The sequence below is a fragment of the Rhodococcus sp. 15-725-2-2b genome (genome assembly GCF_002259075.1).
Lineage (GTDB): Bacteria > Actinomycetota > Actinomycetes > Mycobacteriales > Mycobacteriaceae > Rhodococcoides.
In genome coordinates this window covers 180,817-204,975 of sequence record NZ_NPFL01000005.1, presented here as the reverse complement: position 1 = coordinate 204,975, position 24,159 = coordinate 180,817, and the positions used below count along the sequence as shown (strand labels likewise).

Here is a 24,159-nt window from a genome sequence, read left to right as displayed (position 1 = left end):
TGGACCTGATCGACCGAGGACACCGAGCATGAGCTTTCGCGAGTTGAGCATCGCCGGTGCCTACGAGTACACCCCACGCCAGTTCGGCGACGATCGCGGTGTGTTCTTCGAGTGGTTCAAAGCCGGCCTCTTCGCCGAGACCACCGGGCGGTCGTTGGACCTGTTGCAGGCGAACTGCTCGGTCTCCGCAGCCGGGGTCCTGCGGGGGATCCACTTCACCACCAACCCACCCGGGCAGGCGAAATACGTCACCTGCGCCCGCGGAGCGTTCCTCGACGTGATCGTCGACCTCCGCGTCGGATCCCCGACGTTCGGGCAGTGGGACAGCGTGCTGATCGACGACATCGCCCGCAGAGCAGTGTTCCTGTCCGAAGGACTCGGCCACGCCATCTTGTCGTTGGAAGACAATTCGACCGTCATGTACCTGTGCAGCCTCGAGTACACCCCGGCCCTGGACCGCGACATCAACCCACTCGACCCCGCCCTGGGCATCGACTGGCCCACCACCGCACGCGACGGATCGCCCCTGACCTACGAACTCTCCGACAAGGACACAGCCGCCCCCACCCTCGCCGAAGCCCTCGCACGCGGAGACCTGCCGAACTTTCGCGAGGCTGGAAGCCACTAAACCGAACGGTTTCGGAGAAGTAGCTTTCCGAACAGTCGAAACCCTGGATTGGCTGAGAACGGCGGGCGCTTAGCCCGATTGAGTCCGTAAAATACTGTTGCACAGGGTGATTCCCAGTGTGCGGTTCTCCTGCACCGATGACGGTCCACTTGTACGCTGACCCCAGCATGCATGGTGTGCCTGAACGGAGCAGGTATGAAAAAGGCCTTCATCACGGGAATTACCGGTCAGGATGGCTCCTATTTGGCGGAGCTCCTGTTGTCCAAGGGTTACGAAGTACACGGCTTGATCCGCCGCGCGTCGACTTTCAACACCTTGCGCATCGAGCATCTGTACGTGGACCCGCACGTGTCTGCAGCAAAGTTGTTCCTTCACTACGGCGACCTCAGCGATGGCACGCGAATGTTGATGCTCATGGCCGATATTCGGCCCGACGAGGTGTACAACCTCGCTGCGCAGTCACACGTTCGGGTCAGCTTCGACGAGCCCGAACATACTGGCGACACAACAGGAATCGGATCCATACGACTCCTCGAAGCAGTAAGGCTGGCTGGAGTGAAGTGCCGCTTCTATCAAGCATCGAGCTCCGAGATGTTCGGTGCCAGTCCACCGCCGCAGAACGAAGACACGCTGTTCTATCCGCGCTCGCCGTACGGAGCTGCAAAGGTCTACTCCTATTGGGTGACTCGGAACTACCGCGAAGCCTATGGACTCTTCGCGGTCAACGGGATCCTGTTCAACCACGAATCACCCCGGCGTGGCGAGACATTCGTGACTCGCAAGATCACACGGGCGGTTGCGCGAATCAAGGCCGGCGTCGAGAGCCATCTTTACATGGGCAACCTCGATGCCATCCGAGACTGGGGGTACGCACCCGAATACGTGGAAGGGATGTGGCGGATGCTGCAAGCCGATCGGCCTCAGGACTACGTGCTCGCCACCGGCGGTAGCTACACGGTGAAGGACTTCCTGACAGTGGCATTCGAGCATGCGGGTCTCGATTGGCGGCAGTACGTGGAATTCGACGATCGCTATCTCCGACCGACCGAGGTGGACGCGCTGGTCGGAGACGCCAGTAAAGCAGAGGAAGAACTGGGGTGGAAGGCATCGGTGCACGCTCCCGAACTCGCGCGCATCATGGTCGATGCGGATTGTGAGGCACTCGCCCACGAAGGACAGCCCTGGATCGACACACCGGCGTTGAAGGAATGGCCATGAGCACACTGGAGTCGACGCAGAGATCCAGAACAATCGATCGTGATGCAACGTTCTACGTAGCGGGCCACAAAGGACTGGTGGGCTCGGCAGTCTGGCGACACCTCGACAGCCACGGCTTCACCAATCTGATCGGAGAGACCTCGACCGATCTGGACCTTCGTGACCGCACTGCGGTGTTCGACTACATCGAGCAGAACAAGCCAACCAACCTCGTACTCGCTGCGGCCAAAGTGGGCGGAATCCTGGCGAACAGCACCTATCCCGTCGACTTCATCTCCTCGAACCTGCAAGTGCAGGTCAACGTACTCGATGCAGCGCTTCAGTTCGGTGTCGAGCGTGTCCTCTTCCTCGGCTCGTCCTGCATCTACCCCAAGCATGCAGCGCAACCGATCAGGGAGGAATACCTCCTCACCGGTCCTCTCGAGCCGACCAACGATGCCTACGCAATCGCCAAGATCGCAGGAATTCTTCAGATTCAGTCGGTGCGCAAGCAGTACGGACTGCCCTGGATATCCGCAATGCCGACAAACCTGTATGGACCTGGAGACAATTTTTCACCGCAAAGCTCGCACGTTCTACCCGCACTCATACGCCGCTACGACGAAGCGGCAAAGGCGGGGACAGCTGCAGTCACCAACTGGGGCAGCGGTTCTCCCAAGCGAGAGTTTCTTCACGTGGACGACATGGCCTCCGCGTGCCTGCATCTGCTGGACCACTACGACGGTCCGAGTCAGGTCAATGTCGGAACAGGTGAGGATCAGTCGATCAAAGAGGTTGCAGAGATGGTCGCCGACGAAGTCGGCTACTCGGGTCGAATCGACTGGGACACATCCAAACCCGACGGCACGCCTCGGAAACTGCTCGATGTGTCGACGCTGAAGAAGTCCGGATGGAAACCTGCAATCTCGCTCCGTGAGGGCATAGCGTCGACAGTCCGCTGGTATCGGGAGAACGTCGATCGCATACGGCAGTAGTCATCCACTCGTGCAAGGCATACTCGCTGATCTGGCTCATACCCCGTTCGCACCCAGCATTTCGGCAATCGCCGGCGACACCTTTGCTCCGTATTCGATTGTCATATGCGCAGAGTCGGACTTCATAGGGGTGGTGCCGACAAAACTGGGACAGTAGTTGTCCGGGGTACAGAACAGGCTGCGGGTGTCGACGTAGGTTCCTCCCACCCGGTAGGCCAAGTTGCGGTCCGCCCGTGATCGCGCCTTCCACGTATCGGTCACTCTGCTGAGGCAATCGGCAGGCGTGCTGGTGCGCGTGTAGCAGTCCGCCGGCTTCTTGTCGTTCGGGGGAGCGGAGAGGATGAGGATCTTTCCCGCGTTCGCGGCGAACTGATCGGTGAGCCGCTTCACCCCAGGGATCCAGAGCTCCGCTGCGATGTCGGTGTGCAGATTGGTGATGACCACGATATCCGGCCTCACCTCGTTCACCGCGTCAATGGCAGCCGCTTTGCGTGCGGGGCACGCCGCGGACGTGTCGGCATCTCGGGTGTTCACGTCCATGTCGACGAACGTGCAACCGAACATCGCCTCCGAGCGGGCCTTCCATACGCCACCGCTGGCCTCGGCGAAATTCTTGATCGGTTGAACGAAGCTCATCGCCATCGAATCGCCGAGAATCATGATGGTCTTGGGTGCGTCGGCAGCGCCCCACGTGCACTGCTCCGGGCTCAGCCGGTCGACCAACCCGCATTCGGCAATGCCACCCGGAGCTTGAGCCCCACTGATTGCCTCGTCCATCGTGGGTGTCAGCGCCGGCCACTCGACTGCATTCACCGCGGCGTCGATCTCGGTCGCCAAGGCAGATTGCGCAGGGCCGAGGGGCACCGCGATGTCGTCCGGAGCAAGAGCGGCGTCGGCCACAGCTCTGGCCGGTGGGGTTGCAGGCGGGTCGAGTGGTTTGAGTGAGAACGCGGCCACGGCGATGGTCACCAGAGTCAACGCACCGAGTGCCGCGTACCGCACGGACGGCGGCCGAGATTTGCGGCCGATCTGATTGCGGCGTTTCCTCCGAGCCTCGGCGCGCACCGCCCTCGGTTCGAGGAAGTTGGACCGCCGAACTGGGTTCTCCACGAAGTGATACGACGCCACCGAGAGTCCGAACGTCATGGCCAGCACGGTGACGTAGTAGTAGGCGTCGACTTCCATGATCGATCCGAGGATCACGATGATCGGCCAGTGCCACAGATACAGCGAGTACGAGATGTCTCCGACGTACACACTCGCCTTGTTCGTCAACGGAGCGAGGTAGGGAGTGGCTCCGCCCGTGCCGGCCGCGATCACCATCGCTGCGCCCAGCACCGGGAGCGCGGCGGAAGGAGCGGGGAACGAGCCCGACTCGCTGATGACGAATGCACCGATACCTATCGCTGCGAGCCCCGACCACGCCAAGGGGGCCCGAGCAGCGCGGGGCAGCCGTGCGACCCAACCTGCTCCGATGGCGAGCAGTGCGCCCACCCCCAACTCCCACACCCGCGTGAACGTGGAGAAGTACGCCCAGGCCGGGTCGGTCGCGGTGTCGTGCAACGCCCACACGAACGATGCCGCGACGATCACGCCCATCACCGTCGCCGACAGGATGCGCTTGACGTTGCCGTGCCAGGATCGCCGCGTCACCAGTACTCCGATGGCGAGCATCAATGCCGGCCACACGAAGTAGAACTGTTCCTCCACCGACAGTGACCAGTAGTGCTGCAGAGGCGAGATGGCCGCGTCCGCGTTGAAGTAGTCGGCCCCTTCCAGTGCGAACCGCCAATTCGATGCGAAGAAGAACGCCCAGACCGCGTCCGTGCCGATCGATGCTGCACGCGCCGACGAATATACCAATACCCCAGCGACACAGGTCATCACGAGCACCAGGGTGGCAATGGGCACGATGCGCCGGATCCGTCGGCGGTAGAACCCCGCGAACGAGATCGTCTGCGTCGTGTCGTACTCACGCAGCAGTAGACCGGTGATCAGAAAGCCGGAAACGACGAAGAACACGTCGACACCGATGAAACCACTTTGCGGTCAACCGAAGAGGTGATCGACGACGGCCAGCAGCACCCCGCTGCGGTCGAACGTGACGACGCGTTTCGTTCGACCGAATGGGTGAAACAAACTGGGTGTTCTTTACCTGCTTCGAGTCGAATAGAAAGCCGGAATTCGGGTCATTTACCGATCACGCAGACTGCACGGCCTTCTGCGTTCCTGCCACGTCGATGGCGGAGTTAGTCTGTGGCCATGACGTTGCGCCGGAAGATCCTTTACGGAGAGCTCGGCCAAGTGTTCCGGGACGTCGTCCTCAACCGGCTCGTTGCGAGTGGTGCAGTTCCCCGAAAGATTCGAACCACGTTGCTACGCAGAAGCGGCCACGACATCCACCCGTCCGCGCTGATGAACGCCGGGGTGTTTCTCGGTTCGTGGCGAGGGTTGACGATGGGTGAGCGTGCATTCGTGAACTATCGTTGCTTCTTCGATCTCGGGTCGACCGTGACCATCGGCAGGGACACTCGAATCGGATACGAGTCGATGTTCGTCACGTGTGGGCACGAGATCGGTGGTGAGTCCGATCGCGCAGGTAGACCGGTCGATTCGCCGATCACCGTCGGCGCCGGCTGCTGGATCGGCGCACGGGTGACGGTCCTGCCCGGTGTCCGCATCGGCGACGGGTGCGTCATCGCATCGGGCAGTGTGGTTGCGGCGGATTGCGAACCGAACGGTTTTTATGCGGGAGTCCCGGCGGTTCGTAAGCGCTGCCTACCAACCGATTTGAGTACCGACGAACTCTGAAACAGGGTGTGTGACGCTTTCCGTACCGGCTTCGTGTAGGCCGACCGGTTTTGTCGGATTTTTTATCGATGGACTTCTGAAAAACAAAGCTTCAATCGGGAATTCGATTGTGAATGCAATTCAGAACTCCGCCTCTGATTCGATTTGTCCTGCATGTGATTAATTCTCACGCTAGGCTGCCGAAATACAGCTCAAATGGCATTTCGGGGGGAATGGGATGGGGTATGTGCCGATGAGTCTGGCCCACTACCGAACTCGTCCCGACCGGTTACATGCGACGGTGTTTCCCGAGGCCGACTTCCTACGGGAACTGCCGGTGCCCAAGCGCGTCGGTCGCGTCGCAACAGTACGGACACCTCGACCCCGGAGAGCGGCTCGGCGGGAAGCAACACTTCGCCTTCCCGAACGGGCCTGGTTGTTCATGCTGGGGGCGACCTCCGCACTGCCACTGATGAATTTCACGGTCACCGGCTTCTCGGTGGTGTGCGTCGCCATCGGACTGGCGTATTTTCTGCCCGGCACCCGGAGTCGAAACGACACCCCGTTGGTGCTGGCGGCTGTGGGAACAGTCGCCTACGTGGCCTCGGCATGGGTGAACGACACCAGCTACCTCTCGCCCGATGTCTTCGCGTTCGCGTCGTTCGCACTGTATTTCTGTGGAATCACGGTGCTCGCTCGCGACGTCGAGCGCATCGCCACGGTGCTGCTCGGCATCGCGTTCGGTTCGGTCTTCTTCTACGTCGTGATCGGCACGTTCCTCACCGCGACCGGTGGCATCGTCGACCTCTGGAAATACGGGGTGGCTCCGGCCGCCACCATCACGGTGCTCTACTTCCTGGCCACATCCCGGATCGGCACGTCGGCGGTCGTGATCGCGCTGTTGGCACTGGGAGCGTTGAGCCTCGTGCTCAACTTCCGATCCCACGCCGTGATCTGCTGCGCGGTGGCACTGCTGCTCGTGCTCTCGAAGTACCGCCGCGGCACTCTGTCTCTCACCACCCGGGTGGTGACATTGGGTGTCTTCGCCGTGGGGTTCACCTGGGCACTGGAGTACGCGGCGCGTGAGGGCCTACTCGGCGGATCGCTGCGCGAGAAGGTGCTCATGCAATCGAACGGTTCGGTGCCGATGTTGCTGGCGGGACGTACCGAACCGCCACTGTCCCTCACCGCGATCGTGCAGCAACCGTTACTGGGGTGGGGCAACGCCGACAACATCTCGCGAGCGGCCTACATCGACGCTCAACACGTCGCCATGTCCTTGGGCTTCGAGAGATCGTTCCCCTTCGAGTACGCGTGGAAGCTCAGCGATGGATCGATCTCCCTCCACTCGGTGCTGCTCGGATCGTGGGCCGAAGCAGGGGTATTCGCGGTCCTGCTGCCGATCTGGCTGCTGTGGGCCTGCTATCGACTGATCTTCGTGGCCGACTCTGCCGGGCCGTGGACGCCACTGATGATGTACCTGGGCATGCAGACCATCTGGGACCTGATCTTCTCGCCCTGGTCCTACAACCTCCCCGCCGTGTTCGCCTGCCTCGCATGCTGCTGCGCCGCAGTGCATTCCAACGGTCGCCACAACAACTCCACCCAAGACACACACCTGCTGATGCGTCTGCTGCGAGACAACCGAACACCCCGGAGTCGTAGCCTGCACGAGGAGAAGCGATGAACTCTCACGCGACCGTCAGCGTGGTCATCCCGACGATCGGCAGACCGAGCCTCGCCGGTGCCGTCGACAGCGCCCTGGCCCAATCGATCGATGTGTTCGAGATCGTCGTGGTGGCCGATACGACCGAACCCTTGGCTCTCCCCGACGACGACAGAATTCGCGTCGTGCGAACCGGGCCGGGATCCGGCGGAGCCAATGCGCGTCAATGCGGAATCCAACACGCGACGGGCGACATCATCGCCCTGCTCGACGACGACGATCTGTGGCACCCGTACAAGCTCGAACGCCAGCTCGCCGAAGTGTCCGGTGCAGACAGTGGACGCTGGGTGGTCACCTGCAAGTGCGCGGTACGAGAGCCAGGACATCGCGAGAAGATATGGCCCAGAACGCTGATCGGTGAGCACCAGTCCGTCGCCGACTACCTGTTCACTCTGCGCCGCTTCACCCTCGGCGACGCGATGTTGCAGAGCAGCACGCTGTGCTTCCCGCGAGAGCTCGCATTTCAGGTTCCGCTCAATTACGCGCCGGAGTCCATCCACGACGAACCGGGCTGGCTCATCGAACTCCAACGCACGGTGCCGGACTTGATCATCAAGCATGTGCCCGAATGCTTCTCGATCTACAACGTCAGCGAGAACTCCGTGTCTCGACAGTCGGCGGACGTGTCCGAGAAGTACATCGAATGGGGTCGTGAGCACCTTCGCGGCGCGACGGCGCGTGTTCGAGGCGACTACTTTTTGTTCAGCGCCGTCACCGCGGCGGCGTCGGCACAATCGCTCGGCGGAATCCGCAAATCGGTGGCCAGCGGCTTCTCCGAAGGCAGGCCCGGACTGCCCGCGATGGTCTACGCCGCGGCGAAGTTCGGCAGAACTGCAATCCGGCAAGTGAGGGCCCATGCCCACTGACGCCACCCTGAGCGTGATCACCATCAGCTACCGCGACCTGGCCGGGCTTACTCGCACGCTGGAGAGCGTCGCCGAACAGACGTACGCGCCGCTCGAGCACATCGTCATCGACGGCGGTTCGGGCCCATCCGTCGAGCAACTGCTCGAGCGTGCGAACCCGTCGTACTGGCAGTCCGAGCCCGACGCCGGACGCTACGACGCCATGAATCAGGGCATCGACCGCGCCACCGGAGATGTGGTGTGGCTGATGCATTCCGGCGACTGCTTCGCAGCCCGGGACTCCGCCGCGATCGGCATGGCGGCGCTGAGTGCGGCGGGAACCGTGAGACACCGATGGGGTTACGGCCGAGTCCGCATCGTCGGCGACCCGCTCCGCGACGGTCTGGAATGGGGCTACAGCCCCTTCGAGATGCGACCGTTCGCCCTCGGTATTCGGCCGATTCCGCACCAGGCCGCTCTGTTCGGGATGGACCTCGTGCGAGACCTCGGACACTACGACGTCGGCTTCGGCCTCGCAGCCGATCACCTGTACATGCTGGAGGCGGCGCAACGCGAACAACCCGTCGTCATCGACGCCGTCCTGTGCGACTTCGACGCCGGGGGAGCCGGCAGCGTTCGCCCACAACGCGAACACTTCGCCGACATACGACGATCCTTGAACGTCACCGGCTATCACCCGTGGGGACGCCCGGGCCTGACCACCCTGGCATCCCGCATCGTCGAATACACCGCACGATCCAAACACACTGCACGCACGGTCCTCTCGCGTCGAACGCACGGGGGTGATCGATGATGGGCGGACGTCACCGCAGACCGAGCGAGATGGACGACGATGACGACGGCGTCCCCGGTACGGGGCTCGACACCGTCGAACGCAGAGCCGTCGTTCTCAGTACCCTGTTCCGCATCATCGGGACGCCCGTCGTGGCCGTCGCCGGGCTCGTCAGCGCCGGACTCGTCATCCGCGCCACCGGACCGTCGGCGTACGGCGTCGTCGCGCTCGTTGCCACCGTGGGGCTTCTGCTGCCTTTCGCCGATCTCGGCATCGGAGCCGTGGTGACGAGTGCGACCGCACGATCACGAGACCCCATCAACGACGCCTACGCGCTCGCGGTGATCCGCCGCGCGTACCGAATCCTGGCGCGCGTGAGCATCGTCGTGGCCGGGGTGGCCGTCGCGGTGATGATCTTCGACGGCTGGGGCGCACTCATCGGAACCACCACCGGCCCCGAGGACCGGCTCGTCATCACGATCGCCGTGGCCCTGTTCGGTGTGACGATTCCGGCGGGACTGGGACTGCGCATCCTGATCGGAGTGGACCGCGCACAACTGATCGTCGTTGTGATGGTGAGCAATTCGCTGTTCGCGCTACTGGTCACCGTCGGAATGTATGCCGGTGGCGTCCGCGGGATCTGGTACGTCCTGCCGCCACTCATCGGTGCCTTGCTCGGAAACCTGATGGGAACGATTCTGGCGCTGAGAGTTTCGGGTCTCGGGATGTCGGTGTTCCGGAGAGCGGCGCTGCCGATACCGACCAAGGGGCTGCTCGAGGGGTCGCTGTGGCTGTTCGTCGTCAGCGTCGGGATACCTTTCGGCCTCCAGGTCCAGCGAATCGTGCTCTCGCATCTGTCCACTCCCCTCGAACTGAGCCGATACGCGTTGATGGCACAGTTGTACGGTCTGTGCTGGTCGGTGTTCTCCACCGCGGCGCTGGCCTTCTGGCCGATATTCGTCAAACGCCGATCGGCAGCCGAACAGACCGTCAGCCTCTGGTTGATGTCGACGCTGGGCTTCGGTCTGGTCGCGCTGGTCGCGGCGGTCCCGCTGGTGCTCCTGAGTCCGTGGCTTGCGGATGTGCTCTCGGGCAACACCATCGACATCCCGTCGGTACTCGCCGGAGCGTTCGCGGTTCTGCTCGTCGCCCAATGCCTGCATCTGCCGTCGGGGATGCTGCTGACCAAGCCGACCGAGGCGCGGTGGCAGGCGGGATGCCTCGCGGCCATGGCGGCGGTCACCACCGCCGCGGCGATTGCGGTCGCTCCGACCACCGGGGCCGCGGGGGTCGTGCTCGTCACTGCGGGGGCGGTGGTGTTGTGCCAGTTCATCCCGGACATGGCGTGGGTTCCGCGGTTGGTACGGCAGCGCGGTGCCGACCCAACTACCCCACCTGCGCGCATCGAACTCAGCACCGCAGCGAGGATCCCATGATCGACGTCTCGAAGTTCCTGCCACTGTTGCGCAGCCTCAACAGGATCGACCAGAACGCCTACATGAGCGTGGTGGTGAGACTGCTCGAGCGTTCGGGCGTGGCGATCGAGGGCAGGCCGTTGTGGATCTCGTCCTCGGTGTTCCTCGACAATTCCGGCCCCGGGTCGATCACCTTCGGCGACCGCTGCGTCGTCTCGGATGCCGTCAAGATACTCACCCACGACTTCTCCCTCGACAGAGTGGCGGAAGCGCGCGGAGAACTTCCCCCCGACGAAGAGTTGTATCGCCGTGCCCCGGTATCGATCGGCGCACGAGCATTCGTCGGGTTGGGAACGGTCATCATGCCCGGTGTCGTGGTCGGCGACGACGCGATCATCGGAGCCGGGTCCGTGGTGACGCAGTCGATCGCACCGGGAGATGTGGTGGCAGGCAATCCTGCGCGCCGGATCTGTACGACCGACGAGCTGTGGGACAAGAGGCGGTCGGAATTCGAAGTACGGAAACGGAGACGCTGATGCGGATCACTCTGATCGGACTCAACTACAAACCCGAAGTCACCGGGATCGCGCCCTACACCGCCGATGTCGCGGAGGGCCTGTCGCAGCGTGGGTACGACGTCCACGTCGTCACCGGCTTCCCGCACTACCCGCAATGGGCTCCCGATCCGCGTTACGCAGGCCCGACCATCGAGGAGATGGTGGACGGTGTGCACGTCACCCGGCACCGCCACTACGTTCCGGGCAGCATGACCGTCACCCAACGCGCGCACCTGGAACTGTCCTTCGGTACCAGGGTGGCGCGCAGCCGGATCCCGTCCTCGAACGTGGTGGTGTGCGTATCGCCTGCGCTGGTGTCCACCGGCCTGGTGATGGCACGCCTCAAAGCGCAACCCTTCCGGCCCGCGCTGGGGGTGTGGGTGCAAGATCTCTACAGTCGCGGAGTCATCGAGACGGGCACGATGCACGGGTCGAGTGCCGGTGCGACAACGAATCTCGAATCCGGCATTCTGCGTGCGGCCGACGGAGTCGCGGTGATCCACCGACGGTTCGCCGAGCATGCCCACACCGCACTACGGGTACCGGAGAGCAAGCTCACCGTCATCCCGAACTGGACGCACATGCCGCATCAGGCATCGATGAGCCGCGACCACGCGCGTGACCTGCTGGGGTGGTCACGAGATGCGGTGATCGCACTGCATGCCGGCAACATGGGCCTCAAGCAGGGACTGGAGAACGTGGTCGAGGCAGCGCGAGAGTCGGACCGACGTGGTGGCCCGGTGCAGTTCGTCCTGATGGGCGACGGCAATCAGCGGCAGATACTCGAGGAACTGGGTACCGACATCTCCAGCCTGAGATTCGTACGATCCCTGCCGGAGAAAGAATTCAGAGCTGCCCTCGACGCAGCGGACGTGCTGCTCGTCAACGAGCGGCCCGAGGTGTCCGAAATGGCTGTCCCCAGCAAGCTGACGGCCTACTTCGGCAGCGGCAGCCCCGTCCTCGCCGCCACTGCAGCGGGCAGTGTCACCGACCAAGAGGTGCGATCGGCCGGTGCAGGCGTGCGGGTGGACCCCGCGAACCCGGCAGCGCTACTGGAGGGAGTGATCGAATTGGCCACGGAACCCGACAGATCGGCGCAGTTGGTCGAGTCCGGTAATCGGTATCTGCGACAACACATGTCTCGGGACGTCGCCCTGGACAGGTTCGAGGAATGGGTACACACGCTGGCGAGCGCTCATCCCACGAAGGCTCGAACCGCGTCGAGTGCAGGTTTGGGGGTGTAGTCCGATCGCACCAGACCGTAGTTGTAGTCGGGCACGGTGCTGCCCGTCATCGAGTCACGGAAGTCGAAGACGAACACCGGACCCGCATACGGTAGCTGTGTCAGCGTGGTGATGCCGTCGACCAGAATGTCGGCCTGCCGTTGCTCGTCGACGCCCGAATTCGTTGTGGGTGCACCGAACTCGGTGAACCAGATTCGCTTGCCGGCGTCTCCGTGGCTCTCCATGACGGCGCGGACCTTCGCGATCTCGTGGGCCGAGGACCACGGTTCGGTGGGTTCGCTCAACAGCTGCGGGCTGCTGTAGGGATGCATCGCCACGGCATCGAACGTCTCGGCTCCTGCGCACCGGTACAGGGCCTCGACGAATGTCGCGGGCGACAGATCGTTGCTGGAATCGACTGCGGGAGAGGTGGGTCCGGTGATCACCAGTGCGCCGGGCGCGGCCTCGCGAATTGCCGCGGAGCTCGCCGACAGAACATCGCAGTATTGGACGGGATTCGCGCTCGGACCGTAGCTGGCTGCGACGTTCGGCTCGTTCCAGATCTCCCAGGCACCGACCTGGTCGCGATAGCGAGACGCTGCGGCAGAGACGAATTGGGCGAACCGTTCGGCAGAGGCAGGCGCGGGATGTGTGACGAGTGCGTAGTCGGCCGGCACCGCCCACGTGGGAGCCCAGGTGAGTACTCCGAGCACTGCGAGATTGCGCTCGGCGGCCCACGCCATTTCCCTGTCCACTCGACTCCAATCGAGGATTCCCTCGACGCTTTCGATGTCGGACCACTTGACCAGCAACCTGATTCCCTCGAATCCGGTATCGGCGACGGAGTCGATATCGCGTCGGGCGTCGGAACCGGGCATCCCGATGCTGGCGACATTGCTGGCAACGTGCACCGAATCCCACTCGGAAACGGGAGGCGGGCTCGTTTCCGGACTTCGTTCGGGCTCAACGCTTGTCGAGCACGACGATGCGAGAAGCAGCGCACATGCCAGCGGAACCCATCTGCGTCGCACGGCCATACGATGCAGTATGACGGGTGGACACCACGGCTGCGCGACCTTAGATTTGCACCCATGCCGCCGTACACCGCGAAGAAATCCTTTTTGATTCGCTTGGCTCGAATCTGGGCGCGGCCGCTGTGGTGGGGTGTGCTCACATCGGGGAACGAAGACCTCGTGCGAGCAGACGTGGCGAGGTGGATCGAATGCATCGGCAACGATGCTCTGGTCCCCTTGGACGAATACTCGCGGTTCTCCTACCTCGCGGGTGCACTGCACGAATTTCGGAACGTTGTCCACTTCAGACTGCGGCAGAGCCCCCTGCCGGTGCGGATCGCTCTGAAGAAGATCTACCGACCGGACCGGACCATTCTGCTCGAGTCGGATTCCATCGGCCCCGGGATCTTCCTGCACCACGGCAACGGAATCATGGTCTCGGCAACCTCGATCGGCCGAAATTTCTGGGTCAACCAGCACGCGTCCGTCGGCTACTCACCGAAGGGGCGACCCACCATCGGAGACGACGTCATGGTGGCGGCCGGAGCCGTCGTCACCGGTCCGATCGTGATCGGAGACGGTGTCACGATCGGGGCCAATGCGGTTGTGGTGAAGGATGTTCCGCCGGGCACCGTCATGGCTGCGCCGCTGGCGCAGCCGCTCAGGAAACGCACGTGATCGGCCGATCGCTCGCCGGCTTCACCGGAGCGGGATACGACAAAGGCAGACCGTTCCACATCCAGGTGCTGTGGATGCTCGCATCGAGCCTGCTGGTCTCGCCGTGGTGGTGTCCCAATTCGATTCGGCTGCAGGTACTCCGGATGTTCGGTGCACGGATCGGCGACGGAGTGTCGATCAGGCACCGCGTCCGCATCCACTGGCCGTGGAAGCTCACCGTTGGCGATCACTCGTGGATCGGTGAGGACGCCTGGATTCTCAACCTGGAACCGGTGACGATCGGAACGAACACCTGCATTTCCCAGGCCGTGCTGCTGTGCACCGGCAGCCACGACCGGCGCTCGGCGACATTCGAGTTCGACAACGCACCCATCGTCGTGGGCGACCGAGCCTGGATTGCGGCGCGGGCGACCGTTCTGCGCGGGGTCAGCATCGGTGACGACGCAACGATCGGAGCAACGGCACTGGTGACCGCCGATGTAGCCGAGGGCGCGACGGTGCTGGCACCCGCCGCCCGCCGTCTGGAGTGAGTGGCGTGATGCGCATCCTGCATGTGGTGACGCTGATATCCGAGGACGGTGCCTACGGCGGGCCCGCACGGGTTGCGCTCAACCAGGCCGACGCGCTCGCCGATCTGGGCCACGAGGTGACCGTCGCCGCGGCAGGCAACGGACCTCCGCCCACCGCAGGTGCCGTCGACATCCGGTTGTTCCGACCGCGAACGGTGATTCCGCACAGTGGATTTGCAGGCCTCGCCGCTCCCGGCATGCTTCGGTGGTTGGCCGAGCACGCGAGGACGTTCGACGTCGCCCACGTCCACCTGGCCCGTGATCTGGTGACACTCCCCGCTGCCGGTCTGTGTCGACTGCGCGGTGTCCCGTCGGTGGTGCAAACCCACGGAATGATCGATGCGAGCGACAAACTGCTCGCCCGCCCGCTCGATGCTGTGGCCACACGATCCGTCCTGCGCCGATCGGCCGCAGTCTTCTACCTCACCGAGCGAGAACGAGCCGATTTGGTCGAGGTGGCGGGCACGGGGATGAACCTGGTGAATGTGATCAACGGCGTTCCCGCGTTGCCGGAGAAGATGCCGAACACCGATCCGGAAGTGTTGTTTCTGGCGCGCCTCCATCCGCGGAAGCGGCCAGATCTTTTCGTGGATATGGCGGACATTCTGGTCCGCGAGAACGATTCGGTGACCTGTGCGATGGTCGGCCCGGACGCGGGAATGGCACACTCCATCGCGCAGCGGACCGGCCCCCGGATTCGATGGGAGGGGCCGTGCGCCCCCGAGATGACGGCCGAACGCATGCGAGCGGCCACGATCTATGTGCTGCCCTCCGTCGACGAGCCCTACCCGATGTCGGTGCTCGAGGCCATGGCGGTCGGGCTGCCGGTCGTGGTCACCGACAGCTGCGGTCTCGCACCGGACGTCACCCGCATCGGCTGCGGAATCGTGGTTCCAGGCGGTGAGCTGCAGCCGCTCGTCGACGCTGTGAGATTGCTTCTGGGCGATGCGAACCTACGCGCCGAGATGGGCAGGCGAGGCCGGGTGGCGGCGCGCACCGAGTTCGGTACCGACGCCGTCGCAAAGATGCTCGACGAGCAATATCGACAGGCGGTGCAGCATGTCTCGCGGTAGAGCGGCGCTGCTGATCCTGGTGGTGATCGTCGTCGTGGCCGGCGTCGTGGTCGTCGGCCTGCGGTACGACGCGACGCGCACCGAGCCCGGATCGTCCGACGTCTCCGCCGCGCCGTTCGTTCCATCGTCCAACGGGGGACCGACCGCCGTCTTCATCGGAGACTCGTACGTATCCGGCGCGGGTGCGAGCGATCTCGGCCATCGATGGACGTCGATCGTCGCGGCCGACAAGCTGTGGACCGAGCTGAACATCGGAATCGGTTCCACCGGATACGCACTCGCGGCACCGGACTGTGGAGCAGAGCGATGCGGCGGCTTCCAGGAGATGGCCGGATACGCCGTGACCTTGAAGCCGCCGATCGTCGTGGTGGCCGGCGGCACCAACGACTTCACCGAGTTCGTTCGCGACCCGACCGAGACCGTCAACGCGATCTACGACACCATGGGCACACTTCGTACCGGGCTCCCCACCGCACGCATCATCGCCGTCGGACCTTCTTCGGCGGGCGAGGTTCCGCCGTTCGTCACCGCCTACGAGGGCGTGGTGCGCGACGCGGTGAACGCAGTCGGCGGAGAGTTCGTGTCACTGACCGACCCGGACGTCATCGACGAGGACATGCTCGATCCCGACGGAGTGCACGTCGACGACCGGGGACACGCTGCCATCGCCGACGCCGTCGAACAGGCCCTGAAGTAGCGGTTCTCACCCCAGTGCCGTCTGCACTCGCCGGCTTATCGCGCTGTGGCCCAGGTTGTCCACGTTCTCACCGTCCGGGAGCACGGTCGCGGGATCGACCACCGGTGGATCGAGCAGTGAAACATATTGCGCACCAAACACTTCGGCCGTATCGCGGACGTCGCGATCCAGGCCGAGAACCGTATCGGTGGCTTCGCCCGTTGTCGACGGACCGACGGCGATGATGCGCGCATTCGGCAGGGCATTGCGAATCTCGATGTACGTCGTCGCAATGGCAGCCTGTACCGCTGTCGGATCCTCGGCGTAGGCGGCCACGTCGTTCTGGCCACCCGAGACCACAACGATCGACGGATTCGTCGCCACGGCGTCGAGCGCCGTCGTCTGATAATTGGGGCACGTATCCAGTCCGCACACCTCCGCGCCAGCCGTGGCGAGATAGCCCGTGCCTGCCACGCCGAAGTTACGTTCGTCCCAGTTCATCGCCGCCGCCAGCAGGGATGTCCACCGCTCGCTCGACGGCTCCGCTCCGACACCCTGTGTGTACGAATCTCCGACGAACGCGGCGACAGGTTGCGGTGCCGCAGGTTCGGTGGTCGGCGAAGCGCTGGTGGTGGTGATCGGCGGCTGCGGGGTGGCCGGAGTGAAGGCAGCGACGGAGTCGGTGTCCGGAGCTGCCTCGCGCGTGAAGTTCACGAACAGCGCAACAGCGACGAAGGTGAGCGCAGCGACGACTGCTATCGCACCACTGACCTTCCACCACACATCTCGCGACGCACCGCGCAAACCGGCCATGACGGTAGATTCTGCCCGACGCAACAGTTCGACGGTCCGGTTATTTCTGCGCGACTCGGAGAAAGACCGAAAGCGTCGGTCGAGAGTTGCGAGGATCACCTCGAGTTTCGCGGGTGCCCGATTACTGCTTATCGTCGCACCGCAGAGGGGTCTGGCAGTGCTGCCAGCGGGGGACGGTCGGCACGTCGGGAGTCCGAAATCGGGTTCCGTAGACCCGATGAATCCTCACAACGGGACATTTACTTGATTGTGCTCGTGAATCAAACGAATGAATTGTGAGGAGAGACGCGGCTTCTCATCCGGTGCACGGAAATGAATTACCTATGTAACGATTGAGCCACGCAGTGACACGTTGCGAGTTGTACGAACGAACGAGGAGCGCGAAAGCATGGAGATACAGGATTATCTGAGAATCCTGAAGGCGAGGTGGATCATCATCGCCGTCACCGTGATCGTCGCCATCCTGGGTGCGTTGGGCGCGTCCCTGTTGACGACGCCGCTCTACGAGTCGAGCGCACGGATGTTCGTCTCCACCTCCGGTGGAACGTCGGTGAGTGAGACGTACCAGGGCAACCTGTTCTCGCAGCAGCGAGTGGCGTCCTACTCGGAGTTGGTGACCAGCGAGGCACTCGCGGCCCGAGTGCTCGACGTCCTTCCCCTCGGACTGACGCCGTCGCAGTTGGCCGCGAAGGTCAAAGCGTCGTCGACTCCCGACACCGTTCTGTTCGATATCACCGTCACCGACTCCTCGCCTGCACGTGCACGCGATATCGCCAACGCGATGGCCTCGGAGCTGACGACCCAGGTGCGCGACCTGGAGACCCCGGAGGACGGCGGAACCCCGTCGGCGGGCGTCAAGACCTTCCAACAGGCCGATGCGTCCGCATCACCGGTCAGCCCTAACACCAAGCGCAACCTCGCCCTCGGTGCCGCCGTCGGTCTGTTGCTCGGTATCGCACTTGCCGTATTGCGTGATCGTCTGGACAACACCATCAAGGACCGTCGAGAGATCGAGTCGATCTCCGGTAAGGCGTTGGTGGGTACCATCCCGTTCGACAAGGAGCGCAAGACGCATCCGGCCGTCGACTTCCAGGATCTCGCCCAGTCGTCCAGTGCCGAGGCCTTCCGTGAGCTCCGCACCAACCTGCAGTTCCTCGAAGTCGATCATCCTCCGCGCGTCATCGTCGTCACCAGCGCGATTCCGAGCGAGGGCAAGACGACCACAGCGGTGAACCTGGCCGTAGCGCTCGCCGAAGCCGGACACCACGTCGTTCTCGTCGAGGGCGATCTGCGTCGCCCCCGCATCTCGAAGTACCTGGGTCTCATCGGATCCGTCGGCCTCAGCACTGTTCTCGCCGGACAGGCCAAGGTGGACGAGGTGCTGCAGCCGACCAGGTACGAGGGTCTGCAGGCTCTGGCGTCCGGCCCGCTGCCGCCCAACCCGTCCGAGCTGTTGGGCTCGGAAGCATCTCGCGCACTGATGGTCGAGCTGCGCTCCAAGTTCGACTACGTGATCGTCGACGGCGCTCCGCTGTTGCCGGTCACCGACTCGGCCGTTCTCACCACCCACAGCGACGGCGCTCTTCTGGTCACCCGCTACGGGCACACCAAGAGCAACGAATTGTCCAGGGCCATCGGCAATCTCGAAACCATCGGGGCGCACGTCCTGGGTGTGGTGCTGGCATTGACGCCTTCGAAGAAGGGCGACATGTACAGCTACTCGTACAACTACTCCGCCGACGCCAGCCTGCCCAGGCAGACGGCACCGCCGGTTCCCGCGCCTCAGGCTCCGGTTGCGGCGCCGGCTCCTCCGACCCCGGCATCGGCACCTGCTGCGCCGCAACCTGCCTCGGTGCGTCCTGGATCGACCCAGACCGCATCGGCTGCACCGAGCGCAGCCGCACGTACCGCAGCCCCCGCCGCCGCGCCGTACTCTCGGGCACGTCGCGCCGAGACACCCGGCGATGTGCCCAGAAACGGCGTCGAGAACCCCGGTCTGAGGAAATGAGCACTGGGTGATCGTGTGCGTCACGATCGCCCAGAGCTTCGCTTGGACCCTCCACTCGTGCCTATGACAGCCCCCGCAAGGGTCATCGTGGCGAGTGCAACCGGGTCCATCTGCAACCGGGACGATTCGGTTGCGACGGTCACCGCGGTGGCACAGCGCGACAACTCGGCTCAGTCGCGGGTCCAGCAGCAGGCAGCGCAGGCGCACACTCGGGTGTGCTCGCGCCGACCTGTGAGGGTGGCTACGAGACGGCGAATCATGGCGGTCACGCCGCATATTCGTGACCGATCACAGTATGGATGGGTCCGACTTCGGCCCGTCCGGATCGGGCGAATAACGCGAGATGTGGAGCGCGACCAAGCCGGTCGATTCCGGAGCCTCGAGACTGGGAGATGGGGTCGGGGTGTCGGTGCGTAGTTTCGTGAAGACGGTGATCGCGGGCTGGCGCGTCGTCGCCGTGTCCATCGTGCTGTCGATGGCGACGGCATTCGGAATCACTTCGCTGATCACGCCGGTGTACGAATCTCGCACTCAGATGTTCGTCTCCACCTCGGGGTCCACGACTGTGAGCGATACGTACGTGGGCAACTTGTTCGTGGGGCAGGCCGTGTCTTCGTACGCAGAATTGGTGACCAACGAGGCTGTGGCCTCGAGAGTCATCGCCGATCTCGCGCTCGATCTCACTCCGGCGGAGTTGATCGACAAGACGTCGACGTCGTCCTCGCCGGATACCGTCGTGTTCGATATCGCCGCCACCGATACCTCGCCGGAGCTCGCGCGCGATATCGCGAACACCATGGCCACGGAATTGAGTGCAGTCGTAGCGGAGCTCAACGACCCCGGGAACGGGGAGCCGCCCTCGGTGGTGTTGAGGATGTACAGCCAGGCCGAAGCGTCCGATGCACCGATCACTCCGAACACCCGGGCCTATCTGGTGGGCGGAGCAGCAGTGGGACTACTCATCGGAACCGTGTTGGTGCTCGCCCGTCACCGAGCGAGCGGGACCGGACGCTAGACGCGCCGCGCGACCGCCGACACTGCGCGGGCAAGTGCGTCGGACAGTTCACTCTCGCTGGTGGAACGAGCGGACAGGTCCTGATCGTCGAACACGGCCTGGGACGCGCCGATGGCGAACAGGATTCTCCAGGTGGCCTCGGCATCGGCGTCGCTCGTTCCGAACCTCGCCGACAACCAGCCGGTCACGGTGTCGGCCAACTGATGGTTGGTGCGAACGATCCGTGCGGCGAACAACTCTCCGTCGGTCGTGTTGCGTGACTGGATGAAGAACGCGCGCATGGCTCCCCGGTGCTCCGCGAACACCGCGAGCGCGGCTTCGGCGAGCATCTGCACAGCTCGGTCGTCGTCGGGTTCTTGTTCTGCGGCTGAAAATGCAGCTGCGGCAGCGTGTTCGATGCGAGTCAGCACGTCTTCCTGGGCTGCCATCAGCAGGCCTGTTCGATCTCCGAAACGATGGTAGATGGACCCGTTGGACCCGCCGTAGCGCTGGGCGACGGCAGCGATCGTCACCGCCTGTAGGCCACCCTCGTGCAGCAACTCGATGGTCGCCGCCACCATTCGCGCAGTGGATCCTTCGCTGCGGGACTGCACGGGCGTACGCACGGCCCCATGCTAGTCGGCTCGTAGGGCTTGCCAAATTAGAGTGAGCATTCTAGTTTGAGGATATGACGACGATCACAGTGCGCGGACAGCGGTTCGGCGGGGTTCCCAGGGATCACTGGAGGCGTGTCAACGACTCACTCGACCCGGACACCGATTTCGTGCAGATCTATCGAAACCTGGCTGTGCACGAGTTCCCGTGGGACATCACGCAGGCGCTGTCTTTCGCGCTGTTCCGGACGTTCGCGGTACCGGGCGTCGGCAAGCTCCTCGACGACACCGGTGCATTCACCGGGGCCACTCAGAAGCGCTACGACGACACGGTGCTGCTGCTCGAGGTGCCGTTCCTGCGGGGCTTCGACGACGAGCAGGGCCGTGCCGCGATCCGCCGGATCAATCAGATGCACCGAAGCTACGACATACCCAATCACGAGATGCTGTACGTACTCGCGACTTTCGTCGTCGTTCCGCAGCGCTGGATATCCGTGTGGGGTAAACGGCCCATGACCGCCATCGAGGTACGAGCATCGGTCAGGTATTTCCGAACGCTGGGCAAGCACATGGGGATATCGGACATGCCCGACTCGTTCGAGGGTTTCGCGCACTTGATGGACGACTACGAAGCGGAGTACTTCGCCTTCGATCCCGGCGCTCGACGCGTCGCCGACGCCACACTGGCTCTACTCGCCTCGTTCGTCTCACCGGTCCCGAAGGGAGTCGTTCGCGTGGTGAGTCTCGCTCTCATGGATGCGCCGCTGCGGAATGCGTTGGGCTACAGCCACCCTCCTCTGGCGCTGGAGCGGCTCGTCACAGCTGCGATGCGTGCGCGTGGATGTGCTCTGCGACTGTTTCCTGCTCGCCTCACGCAGCGACGCAATGCCGACTCGCAGCGAATGCGTTCCTATTCGGACGGATTCGACATTGCCCAACTGGGCACGTTTCCGGGCGGGTGCCCTGTGCGTTCCGTCGACGCACATGCGTCTCGAAGCACTCGCGCTACACCCGGTCCTTACCCGGCTGGTGCGTCGGATCGATGAGGAACAGGCTGCTGCCGTCCAATCCGTCTCTGCGGTGGATGTTTCCGCGCAACCCGGCTTCCACCAGTCGCGCCGCGATCTCGTAGATCTCCTCGAGGCGATCGTCGGTGAGATCGGGCCTGATCGCGAGATGGATCTCGTCGCCGATGTGGCGTAGCACCGCCTCGAAGTTCGGGCTCACCGAGCTGTAGAGCTCCTCGCATTGGACGACCAGCGCGTCGGACATCACGAAGTCGTCCTCGGCTCCGAGCAACGGGATGACGCCGAAGTCCTCGAGAAGGTTGATCAGCTGTACTCCACTACGTCCGGCCGCAGTCGACCGATCCGCCAGCACACCGGATTCCACTTCCTTCGTCGTGAAGATCAGTGTCGCCTCGGCGCTGGGATCGAGCAGACCCAGATCGGCGCGCATCGCCGTCAACAGCAGCGAGTGCATCCGGATGATGTACTCGTGCTCGCTCTGCAGACGTTCGTGAGCCGGAGCGGGGATTCCCGTTTCGGGAGCCAGCGGGGCGAACACCCGACGGTCGATGCCCGTCGACAACTCCAACGCCAACGGATGAACCCGCCTGCGCGCGACCACCAATGCGGCGGAGAGCGCCAGATTCAACCGGTCGTAGGCCTTGTTCAAGGACTGCGTCGCAGCCGTGAGATCGCCGACAGGAGTCGAGACCACCGCTGCCGAAATCTCCTCCGCCACAACCCGATCGACATTCGACAGGGCGAACAGCAACTCTTGATACCGCGCCGTCACCTGATCGCGGCTCCACGAGTCGCTCTCACCCGACTGGCGCACCTGACGGTCGACGGCAGTGTGCAGTGCCGCCACCTCGCGGGAGATGACGTCCTCGTTCGCGCCGACCCGACGCACACTGAGCGCCGCCCACGCCGCACCGAGCGCAGCGATGACGACGACGATCAAAGTCCACACCTGAACTGCCGTGACACCCGACTCCGAGGCAGCTACGACGCTGGTAGTCATGGGCTACATCATGCCCGAGTGTGTTACACGTTGTCCTTCTTTCGCCGCCCTAACCTGTGGCTGCGACATCCGGCAGTACCTGCGCCGCGATACGACGGGGGTCGTTCTCGGGTAACGACTCGATGAGAATTCGTCGTGGATGCGATGCCGCTCCGGTGATGACGTATTTCTGGCCGGGTCGTACGCGGGCTGCTTCGTCGATCACTTCGTCCGGCCACACGGATTTCGGAGCGGAGTCGGTGTCACGCAATGCGTCGGCGACGATGCGGCGTGGATCGTACTGGCGCAGATCCATCGACTCCCACTCCGAACGGCGTAGCGGAACGCCCATTTCGTCTTCTGCGGCGGTGCGGGTGGACTCGACGAAACTGCGCACGGAGCGCACGGTCCGTGCCAGTTGATGGGCGTATCCGGGTAGTCGCGAGGGGCCGAGGACGAAGCCGGCGATGATCGCTACCAGGAACAGTTTTTCGAAGGTCAAGCCGAACATGTTGTGAGCTCCGGTTTCGGTGAAGTCAGGATGCGCCGAGCCGCTCTGCGGTCGTGTATCTCGGTGATCACGACGGCCGCACCGAACAGCGTGGCCATCGGCAACGCGACCAGGAACATGGACAGGACGTCGGCGGCGGGAGTGACGAGCGCACTGAACAGGGCGATTCCGACGACGCTGAGCCGCCAACTGCTACGTAGTCGATGCGCAGAAAGGATGCCGAGGCAGTTCAACATCACCAGCAATGCCGGAAGGACGAACGCGATTCCGGTCGCCAGCACGATCTTCATCACGAAGTCCACGTAGTACGAGGCGTTGAGGATGGTGCTGTCCTGGTCCGAGGAGAACCCGGCGAGCACGCTGACCATGCGCGGGAAGATGGTGAACCCGAACACGCAGCCGGCCACGAACAGTGGCGCTGCTGCGGCCGAGAAACCGTAGACGTACTTCTTCTCCCGACGCGTCAAACCTGGTGCGAGATAGGCGAACAGCTCACGCAACCACACCGGAGACGACACGATGACGCCGGCGAACAACGCGATTCTCAGTTCGAGATCGAAAGCGCCGGTGACGGTGTCGAAGTTCAGGCTGGCATCACGGGAGAGGGCGAGCTCCTCGACGGGCGCACGGAGGATGTCGAGAATCTGGTCGGTGAGGGCGAACCCGATCGCCACGCCGACGATCAGCGACACCGCCGCGCGCACTGCGCGGCGACGAGCCTCGCGCACATGCCCGGCAAGGGGCATCGTTCCTCGCGCGGCGGTGGCTGTGCTCATGATGCGTGGCGGTACGGAACCGGAACGGACGCGTCGGCGAATGTCGGTTCCGTGGTGGCGGTGGTCTCGTCACGCGTCGCGGCCTTCTTGTCCTCGCGCACTTCGTCTTTCAGGATTCGCATCGACTGACCGACGCCCTTGGCGAGGGAGGGGAGCTTGGTCGAGCCGAACACGAGCAGCAGGATGGCCAGAACGATGAGCGCGTGCCATCCGGTGAGGTTGTGCAACATGGTGATTCCTTAGGTGGTGGGTGGTGTG

At 63.7% G+C, this 24,159-nt stretch carries 25 protein-coding genes; 17 read left to right on the top strand and 8 right to left on the bottom strand.

Going from position 1 to position 24,159, the window contains the following annotated elements:
- Positions 1-28: 28 nt before the first annotated feature.
- The 3 genes from CH306_RS05770 (at position 29) to CH306_RS05760 (ending at position 2,820) form a co-directional block, all read left to right on the top strand.
- The gene (locus CH306_RS05770) at positions 29-628 is read left to right on the top strand and encodes a dTDP-4-dehydrorhamnose 3,5-epimerase family protein (RefSeq protein ID WP_094645963.1); all 600 of its coding nucleotides are present in this window, start codon (positions 29-31) and stop codon (positions 626-628) included.
- 195 nt (positions 629-823) lie between these two features.
- On the top strand, positions 824-1,846 hold the full coding sequence (gene gmd / locus CH306_RS05765; protein ID WP_094645983.1) for a GDP-mannose 4,6-dehydratase: 1,023 nt from the start codon (positions 824-826) through the stop codon (positions 1,844-1,846).
- Positions 1,843-2,820 (top strand): GDP-L-fucose synthase family protein, encoded by a 978-nt coding sequence (locus CH306_RS05760; RefSeq protein WP_094645982.1) that lies wholly within the window; start codon positions 1,843-1,845, stop codon positions 2,818-2,820. The genes gmd and CH306_RS05760 overlap by 4 nt, the downstream gene beginning before the upstream one ends.
- A 36-nt stretch (positions 2,821-2,856) precedes the next feature.
- On the opposite strand, the gene CH306_RS05755 is transcribed toward CH306_RS05760, so the two are convergent.
- Entirely contained in the window at positions 2,857-4,854 is a 1,998-nt protein-coding gene (locus tag CH306_RS05755) for an acyltransferase family protein (RefSeq protein ID WP_094645962.1), read from the bottom strand.
- A 228-nt stretch (positions 4,855-5,082) separates the two neighbouring features.
- On the opposite strand from CH306_RS05755, the gene CH306_RS05750 reads away from it, so the two are divergent.
- From CH306_RS05750 to CH306_RS05720, 7 genes are all read left to right on the top strand, one after another.
- Entirely contained in the window at positions 5,083-5,631 is a 549-nt protein-coding gene (locus CH306_RS05750) for an acyltransferase (RefSeq protein WP_094645961.1), read from the top strand.
- A gap of 232 nt (positions 5,632-5,863) precedes the next feature.
- Positions 5,864-7,297, top strand: coding sequence for a hypothetical protein (locus tag CH306_RS05745; RefSeq protein WP_256981051.1), 1,434 nt, complete (start codon positions 5,864-5,866; stop codon positions 7,295-7,297).
- Positions 7,294-8,202 carry a glycosyltransferase family 2 protein gene (locus tag CH306_RS05740; RefSeq protein ID WP_032396199.1) on the top strand — a complete coding sequence of 303 codons (909 nt, stop codon included), beginning with the start codon at positions 7,294-7,296 and terminating at the stop codon, positions 8,200-8,202. Before CH306_RS05745 ends, CH306_RS05740 begins: the two co-directional genes overlap by 4 nt.
- On the top strand, positions 8,192-8,995 hold the full coding sequence (locus CH306_RS05735) for a glycosyltransferase (RefSeq protein ID WP_094645959.1): 804 nt from the start codon (positions 8,192-8,194) through the stop codon (positions 8,993-8,995). Before CH306_RS05740 ends, CH306_RS05735 begins: the two co-directional genes overlap by 11 nt.
- A 29-nt stretch (positions 8,996-9,024) precedes the next feature.
- A complete protein-coding gene (locus tag CH306_RS05730) occupies positions 9,025-10,410 on the top strand; it encodes a lipopolysaccharide biosynthesis protein (RefSeq protein ID WP_256981050.1) in 1,386 nt (461 codons plus the stop codon).
- The gene (locus CH306_RS05725) at positions 10,407-10,925 is read left to right on the top strand and encodes an acyltransferase (protein ID WP_032396197.1); all 519 of its coding nucleotides are present in this window, start codon (positions 10,407-10,409) and stop codon (positions 10,923-10,925) included. The genes CH306_RS05730 and CH306_RS05725 overlap by 4 nt, the downstream gene beginning before the upstream one ends.
- Positions 10,925-12,190, top strand: coding sequence for a glycosyltransferase family 4 protein (locus CH306_RS05720; protein WP_094645957.1), 1,266 nt, complete (start codon positions 10,925-10,927; stop codon positions 12,188-12,190). Before CH306_RS05725 ends, CH306_RS05720 begins: the two co-directional genes overlap by 1 nt.
- Here the strand turns inward: CH306_RS05720 and CH306_RS05715 are convergent.
- The gene (locus CH306_RS05715; RefSeq protein ID WP_094645956.1) at positions 12,142-13,080 is read right to left on the bottom strand and encodes a cellulase family glycosylhydrolase; all 939 of its coding nucleotides are present in this window, start codon (positions 13,078-13,080) and stop codon (positions 12,142-12,144) included. The genes CH306_RS05720 and CH306_RS05715 overlap by 49 nt on opposite strands.
- 180 nt (positions 13,081-13,260) lie before the next feature.
- Here CH306_RS05715 and CH306_RS29350 point away from each other — a divergent pair, with 180 nt between their 5' ends.
- Genes CH306_RS29350 through CH306_RS05700 form a run of 4 tightly spaced genes read left to right on the top strand, consistent with a single transcriptional unit; the run spans position 13,261 to position 16,199 of the window.
- The gene (locus tag CH306_RS29350; protein WP_218829663.1) at positions 13,261-13,860 is read left to right on the top strand and encodes a serine acetyltransferase; all 600 of its coding nucleotides are present in this window, start codon (positions 13,261-13,263) and stop codon (positions 13,858-13,860) included.
- Positions 13,860-14,390, top strand: a complete 531-nt coding sequence (locus CH306_RS29345) for a DapH/DapD/GlmU-related protein (RefSeq protein WP_256981052.1) — start codon at positions 13,860-13,862, stop codon at positions 14,388-14,390. The genes CH306_RS29350 and CH306_RS29345 overlap by 1 nt, the downstream gene beginning before the upstream one ends.
- 8 nt (positions 14,391-14,398) lie before the next feature.
- Entirely contained in the window at positions 14,399-15,502 is a 1,104-nt protein-coding gene (locus CH306_RS05705) for a glycosyltransferase (RefSeq protein ID WP_094645955.1), read from the top strand.
- The gene (locus CH306_RS05700; RefSeq protein WP_094645954.1) at positions 15,489-16,199 is read left to right on the top strand and encodes an SGNH/GDSL hydrolase family protein; all 711 of its coding nucleotides are present in this window, start codon (positions 15,489-15,491) and stop codon (positions 16,197-16,199) included. Before CH306_RS05705 ends, CH306_RS05700 begins: the two co-directional genes overlap by 14 nt.
- Positions 16,200-16,205: 6 nt before the next feature.
- Here CH306_RS05700 and CH306_RS28985 read toward each other — a convergent pair whose 3' ends face one another.
- Positions 16,206-16,991, bottom strand: coding sequence for an SGNH/GDSL hydrolase family protein (locus CH306_RS28985; protein ID WP_094645953.1), 786 nt, complete (start codon positions 16,989-16,991; stop codon positions 16,206-16,208).
- Between the two features lie 388 nt (positions 16,992-17,379).
- Here CH306_RS28985 and CH306_RS05690 point away from each other — a divergent pair, with 388 nt between their 5' ends.
- Both CH306_RS05690 and CH306_RS05685 read left to right on the top strand, forming a co-directional pair.
- On the top strand, positions 17,380-18,999 hold the full coding sequence (locus CH306_RS05690; protein ID WP_094645952.1) for a polysaccharide biosynthesis tyrosine autokinase: 1,620 nt from the start codon (positions 17,380-17,382) through the stop codon (positions 18,997-18,999).
- A gap of 421 nt (positions 19,000-19,420) precedes the next feature.
- Positions 19,421-20,014 carry a YveK family protein gene (locus CH306_RS05685; protein WP_179272998.1) on the top strand — a complete coding sequence of 198 codons (594 nt, stop codon included), beginning with the start codon at positions 19,421-19,423 and terminating at the stop codon, positions 20,012-20,014.
- On the opposite strand, the gene CH306_RS05680 is transcribed toward CH306_RS05685, so the two are convergent.
- Positions 20,011-20,619 (bottom strand): TetR/AcrR family transcriptional regulator, encoded by a 609-nt coding sequence (locus tag CH306_RS05680; protein WP_143545434.1) that lies wholly within the window; start codon positions 20,617-20,619, stop codon positions 20,011-20,013. The two genes, CH306_RS05685 and CH306_RS05680, sit on opposite strands and share 4 nt — an antisense overlap.
- Before the next feature lie 62 nt (positions 20,620-20,681).
- Here CH306_RS05680 and CH306_RS05675 point away from each other — a divergent pair, with 62 nt between their 5' ends.
- On the top strand, positions 20,682-21,653 hold the full coding sequence (locus CH306_RS05675; RefSeq protein ID WP_094645949.1) for an oxygenase MpaB family protein: 972 nt from the start codon (positions 20,682-20,684) through the stop codon (positions 21,651-21,653).
- On the opposite strand, the gene CH306_RS05670 is transcribed toward CH306_RS05675, so the two are convergent.
- The 4 genes from CH306_RS05670 to CH306_RS05655 are packed head-to-tail and all read right to left on the bottom strand — an operon-like array spanning position 21,613 to position 24,131.
- The gene (locus tag CH306_RS05670; protein ID WP_094645948.1) at positions 21,613-22,635 is read right to left on the bottom strand and encodes a hypothetical protein; all 1,023 of its coding nucleotides are present in this window, start codon (positions 22,633-22,635) and stop codon (positions 21,613-21,615) included. The genes CH306_RS05675 and CH306_RS05670 overlap by 41 nt on opposite strands.
- 49 nt (positions 22,636-22,684) lie before the next feature.
- Positions 22,685-23,125 (bottom strand): preprotein translocase, encoded by a 441-nt coding sequence (locus tag CH306_RS05665; RefSeq protein WP_094630169.1) that lies wholly within the window; start codon positions 23,123-23,125, stop codon positions 22,685-22,687.
- The gene (tatC, locus tag CH306_RS05660; RefSeq protein ID WP_094645947.1) at positions 23,113-23,901 is read right to left on the bottom strand and encodes a twin-arginine translocase subunit TatC; all 789 of its coding nucleotides are present in this window, start codon (positions 23,899-23,901) and stop codon (positions 23,113-23,115) included. The genes CH306_RS05665 and tatC overlap by 13 nt, the downstream gene beginning before the upstream one ends.
- Complete coding sequence (locus tag CH306_RS05655) at positions 23,898-24,131, bottom strand: twin-arginine translocase TatA/TatE family subunit (protein WP_256981049.1); 234 nt, start codon at positions 24,129-24,131, stop codon at positions 23,898-23,900. The genes tatC and CH306_RS05655 overlap by 4 nt, the downstream gene beginning before the upstream one ends.
- Positions 24,132-24,159 lie beyond the last annotated feature (28 nt).

Coding starts and splice junctions, on each gene's coding strand:
- CH306_RS05690 (WP_094645952.1), top strand. CDS start 17,380: ATGGAGATACAGGATTATCTGAGAATCCTGAAGGCGAGGTGGATCATC.
- CH306_RS05770 (WP_094645963.1), top strand. CDS start 29: ATGAGCTTTCGCGAGTTGAGCATCGCCGGTGCCTACGAGTACACCCCA.
- CH306_RS05760 (WP_094645982.1), top strand. CDS start 1,843: ATGAGCACACTGGAGTCGACGCAGAGATCCAGAACAATCGATCGTGAT.
- CH306_RS05705 (WP_094645955.1), top strand. CDS start 14,399: ATGCGCATCCTGCATGTGGTGACGCTGATATCCGAGGACGGTGCCTAC.
- CH306_RS05730 (WP_256981050.1), top strand. CDS start 9,025: ATGGACGACGATGACGACGGCGTCCCCGGTACGGGGCTCGACACCGTC.
- CH306_RS29350 (WP_218829663.1), top strand. CDS start 13,261: ATGCCGCCGTACACCGCGAAGAAATCCTTTTTGATTCGCTTGGCTCGA.
- CH306_RS05740 (WP_032396199.1), top strand. CDS start 7,294: ATGAACTCTCACGCGACCGTCAGCGTGGTCATCCCGACGATCGGCAGA.
- CH306_RS05720 (WP_094645957.1), top strand. CDS start 10,925: ATGCGGATCACTCTGATCGGACTCAACTACAAACCCGAAGTCACCGGG.
- CH306_RS05670 (WP_094645948.1), bottom strand. CDS start 22,635: ATGACTACCAGCGTCGTAGCTGCCTCGGAGTCGGGTGTCACGGCAGTT.
- CH306_RS05655 (WP_256981049.1), bottom strand. CDS start 24,131: ATGTTGCACAACCTCACCGGATGGCACGCGCTCATCGTTCTGGCCATC.
- CH306_RS05745 (WP_256981051.1), top strand. CDS start 5,864: ATGAGTCTGGCCCACTACCGAACTCGTCCCGACCGGTTACATGCGACG.
- CH306_RS05750 (WP_094645961.1), top strand. CDS start 5,083: ATGACGTTGCGCCGGAAGATCCTTTACGGAGAGCTCGGCCAAGTGTTC.
- CH306_RS05725 (WP_032396197.1), top strand. CDS start 10,407: ATGATCGACGTCTCGAAGTTCCTGCCACTGTTGCGCAGCCTCAACAGG.
- CH306_RS28985 (WP_094645953.1), bottom strand. CDS start 16,991: ATGGCCGGTTTGCGCGGTGCGTCGCGAGATGTGTGGTGGAAGGTCAGT.
- CH306_RS05700 (WP_094645954.1), top strand. CDS start 15,489: ATGTCTCGCGGTAGAGCGGCGCTGCTGATCCTGGTGGTGATCGTCGTC.
- CH306_RS05665 (WP_094630169.1), bottom strand. CDS start 23,125: ATGTTCGGCTTGACCTTCGAAAAACTGTTCCTGGTAGCGATCATCGCC.
- CH306_RS05735 (WP_094645959.1), top strand. CDS start 8,192: ATGCCCACTGACGCCACCCTGAGCGTGATCACCATCAGCTACCGCGAC.
- tatC (WP_094645947.1), bottom strand. CDS start 23,901: ATGAGCACAGCCACCGCCGCGCGAGGAACGATGCCCCTTGCCGGGCAT.
- CH306_RS05675 (WP_094645949.1), top strand. CDS start 20,682: ATGACGACGATCACAGTGCGCGGACAGCGGTTCGGCGGGGTTCCCAGG.
- gmd (WP_094645983.1), top strand. CDS start 824: ATGAAAAAGGCCTTCATCACGGGAATTACCGGTCAGGATGGCTCCTAT.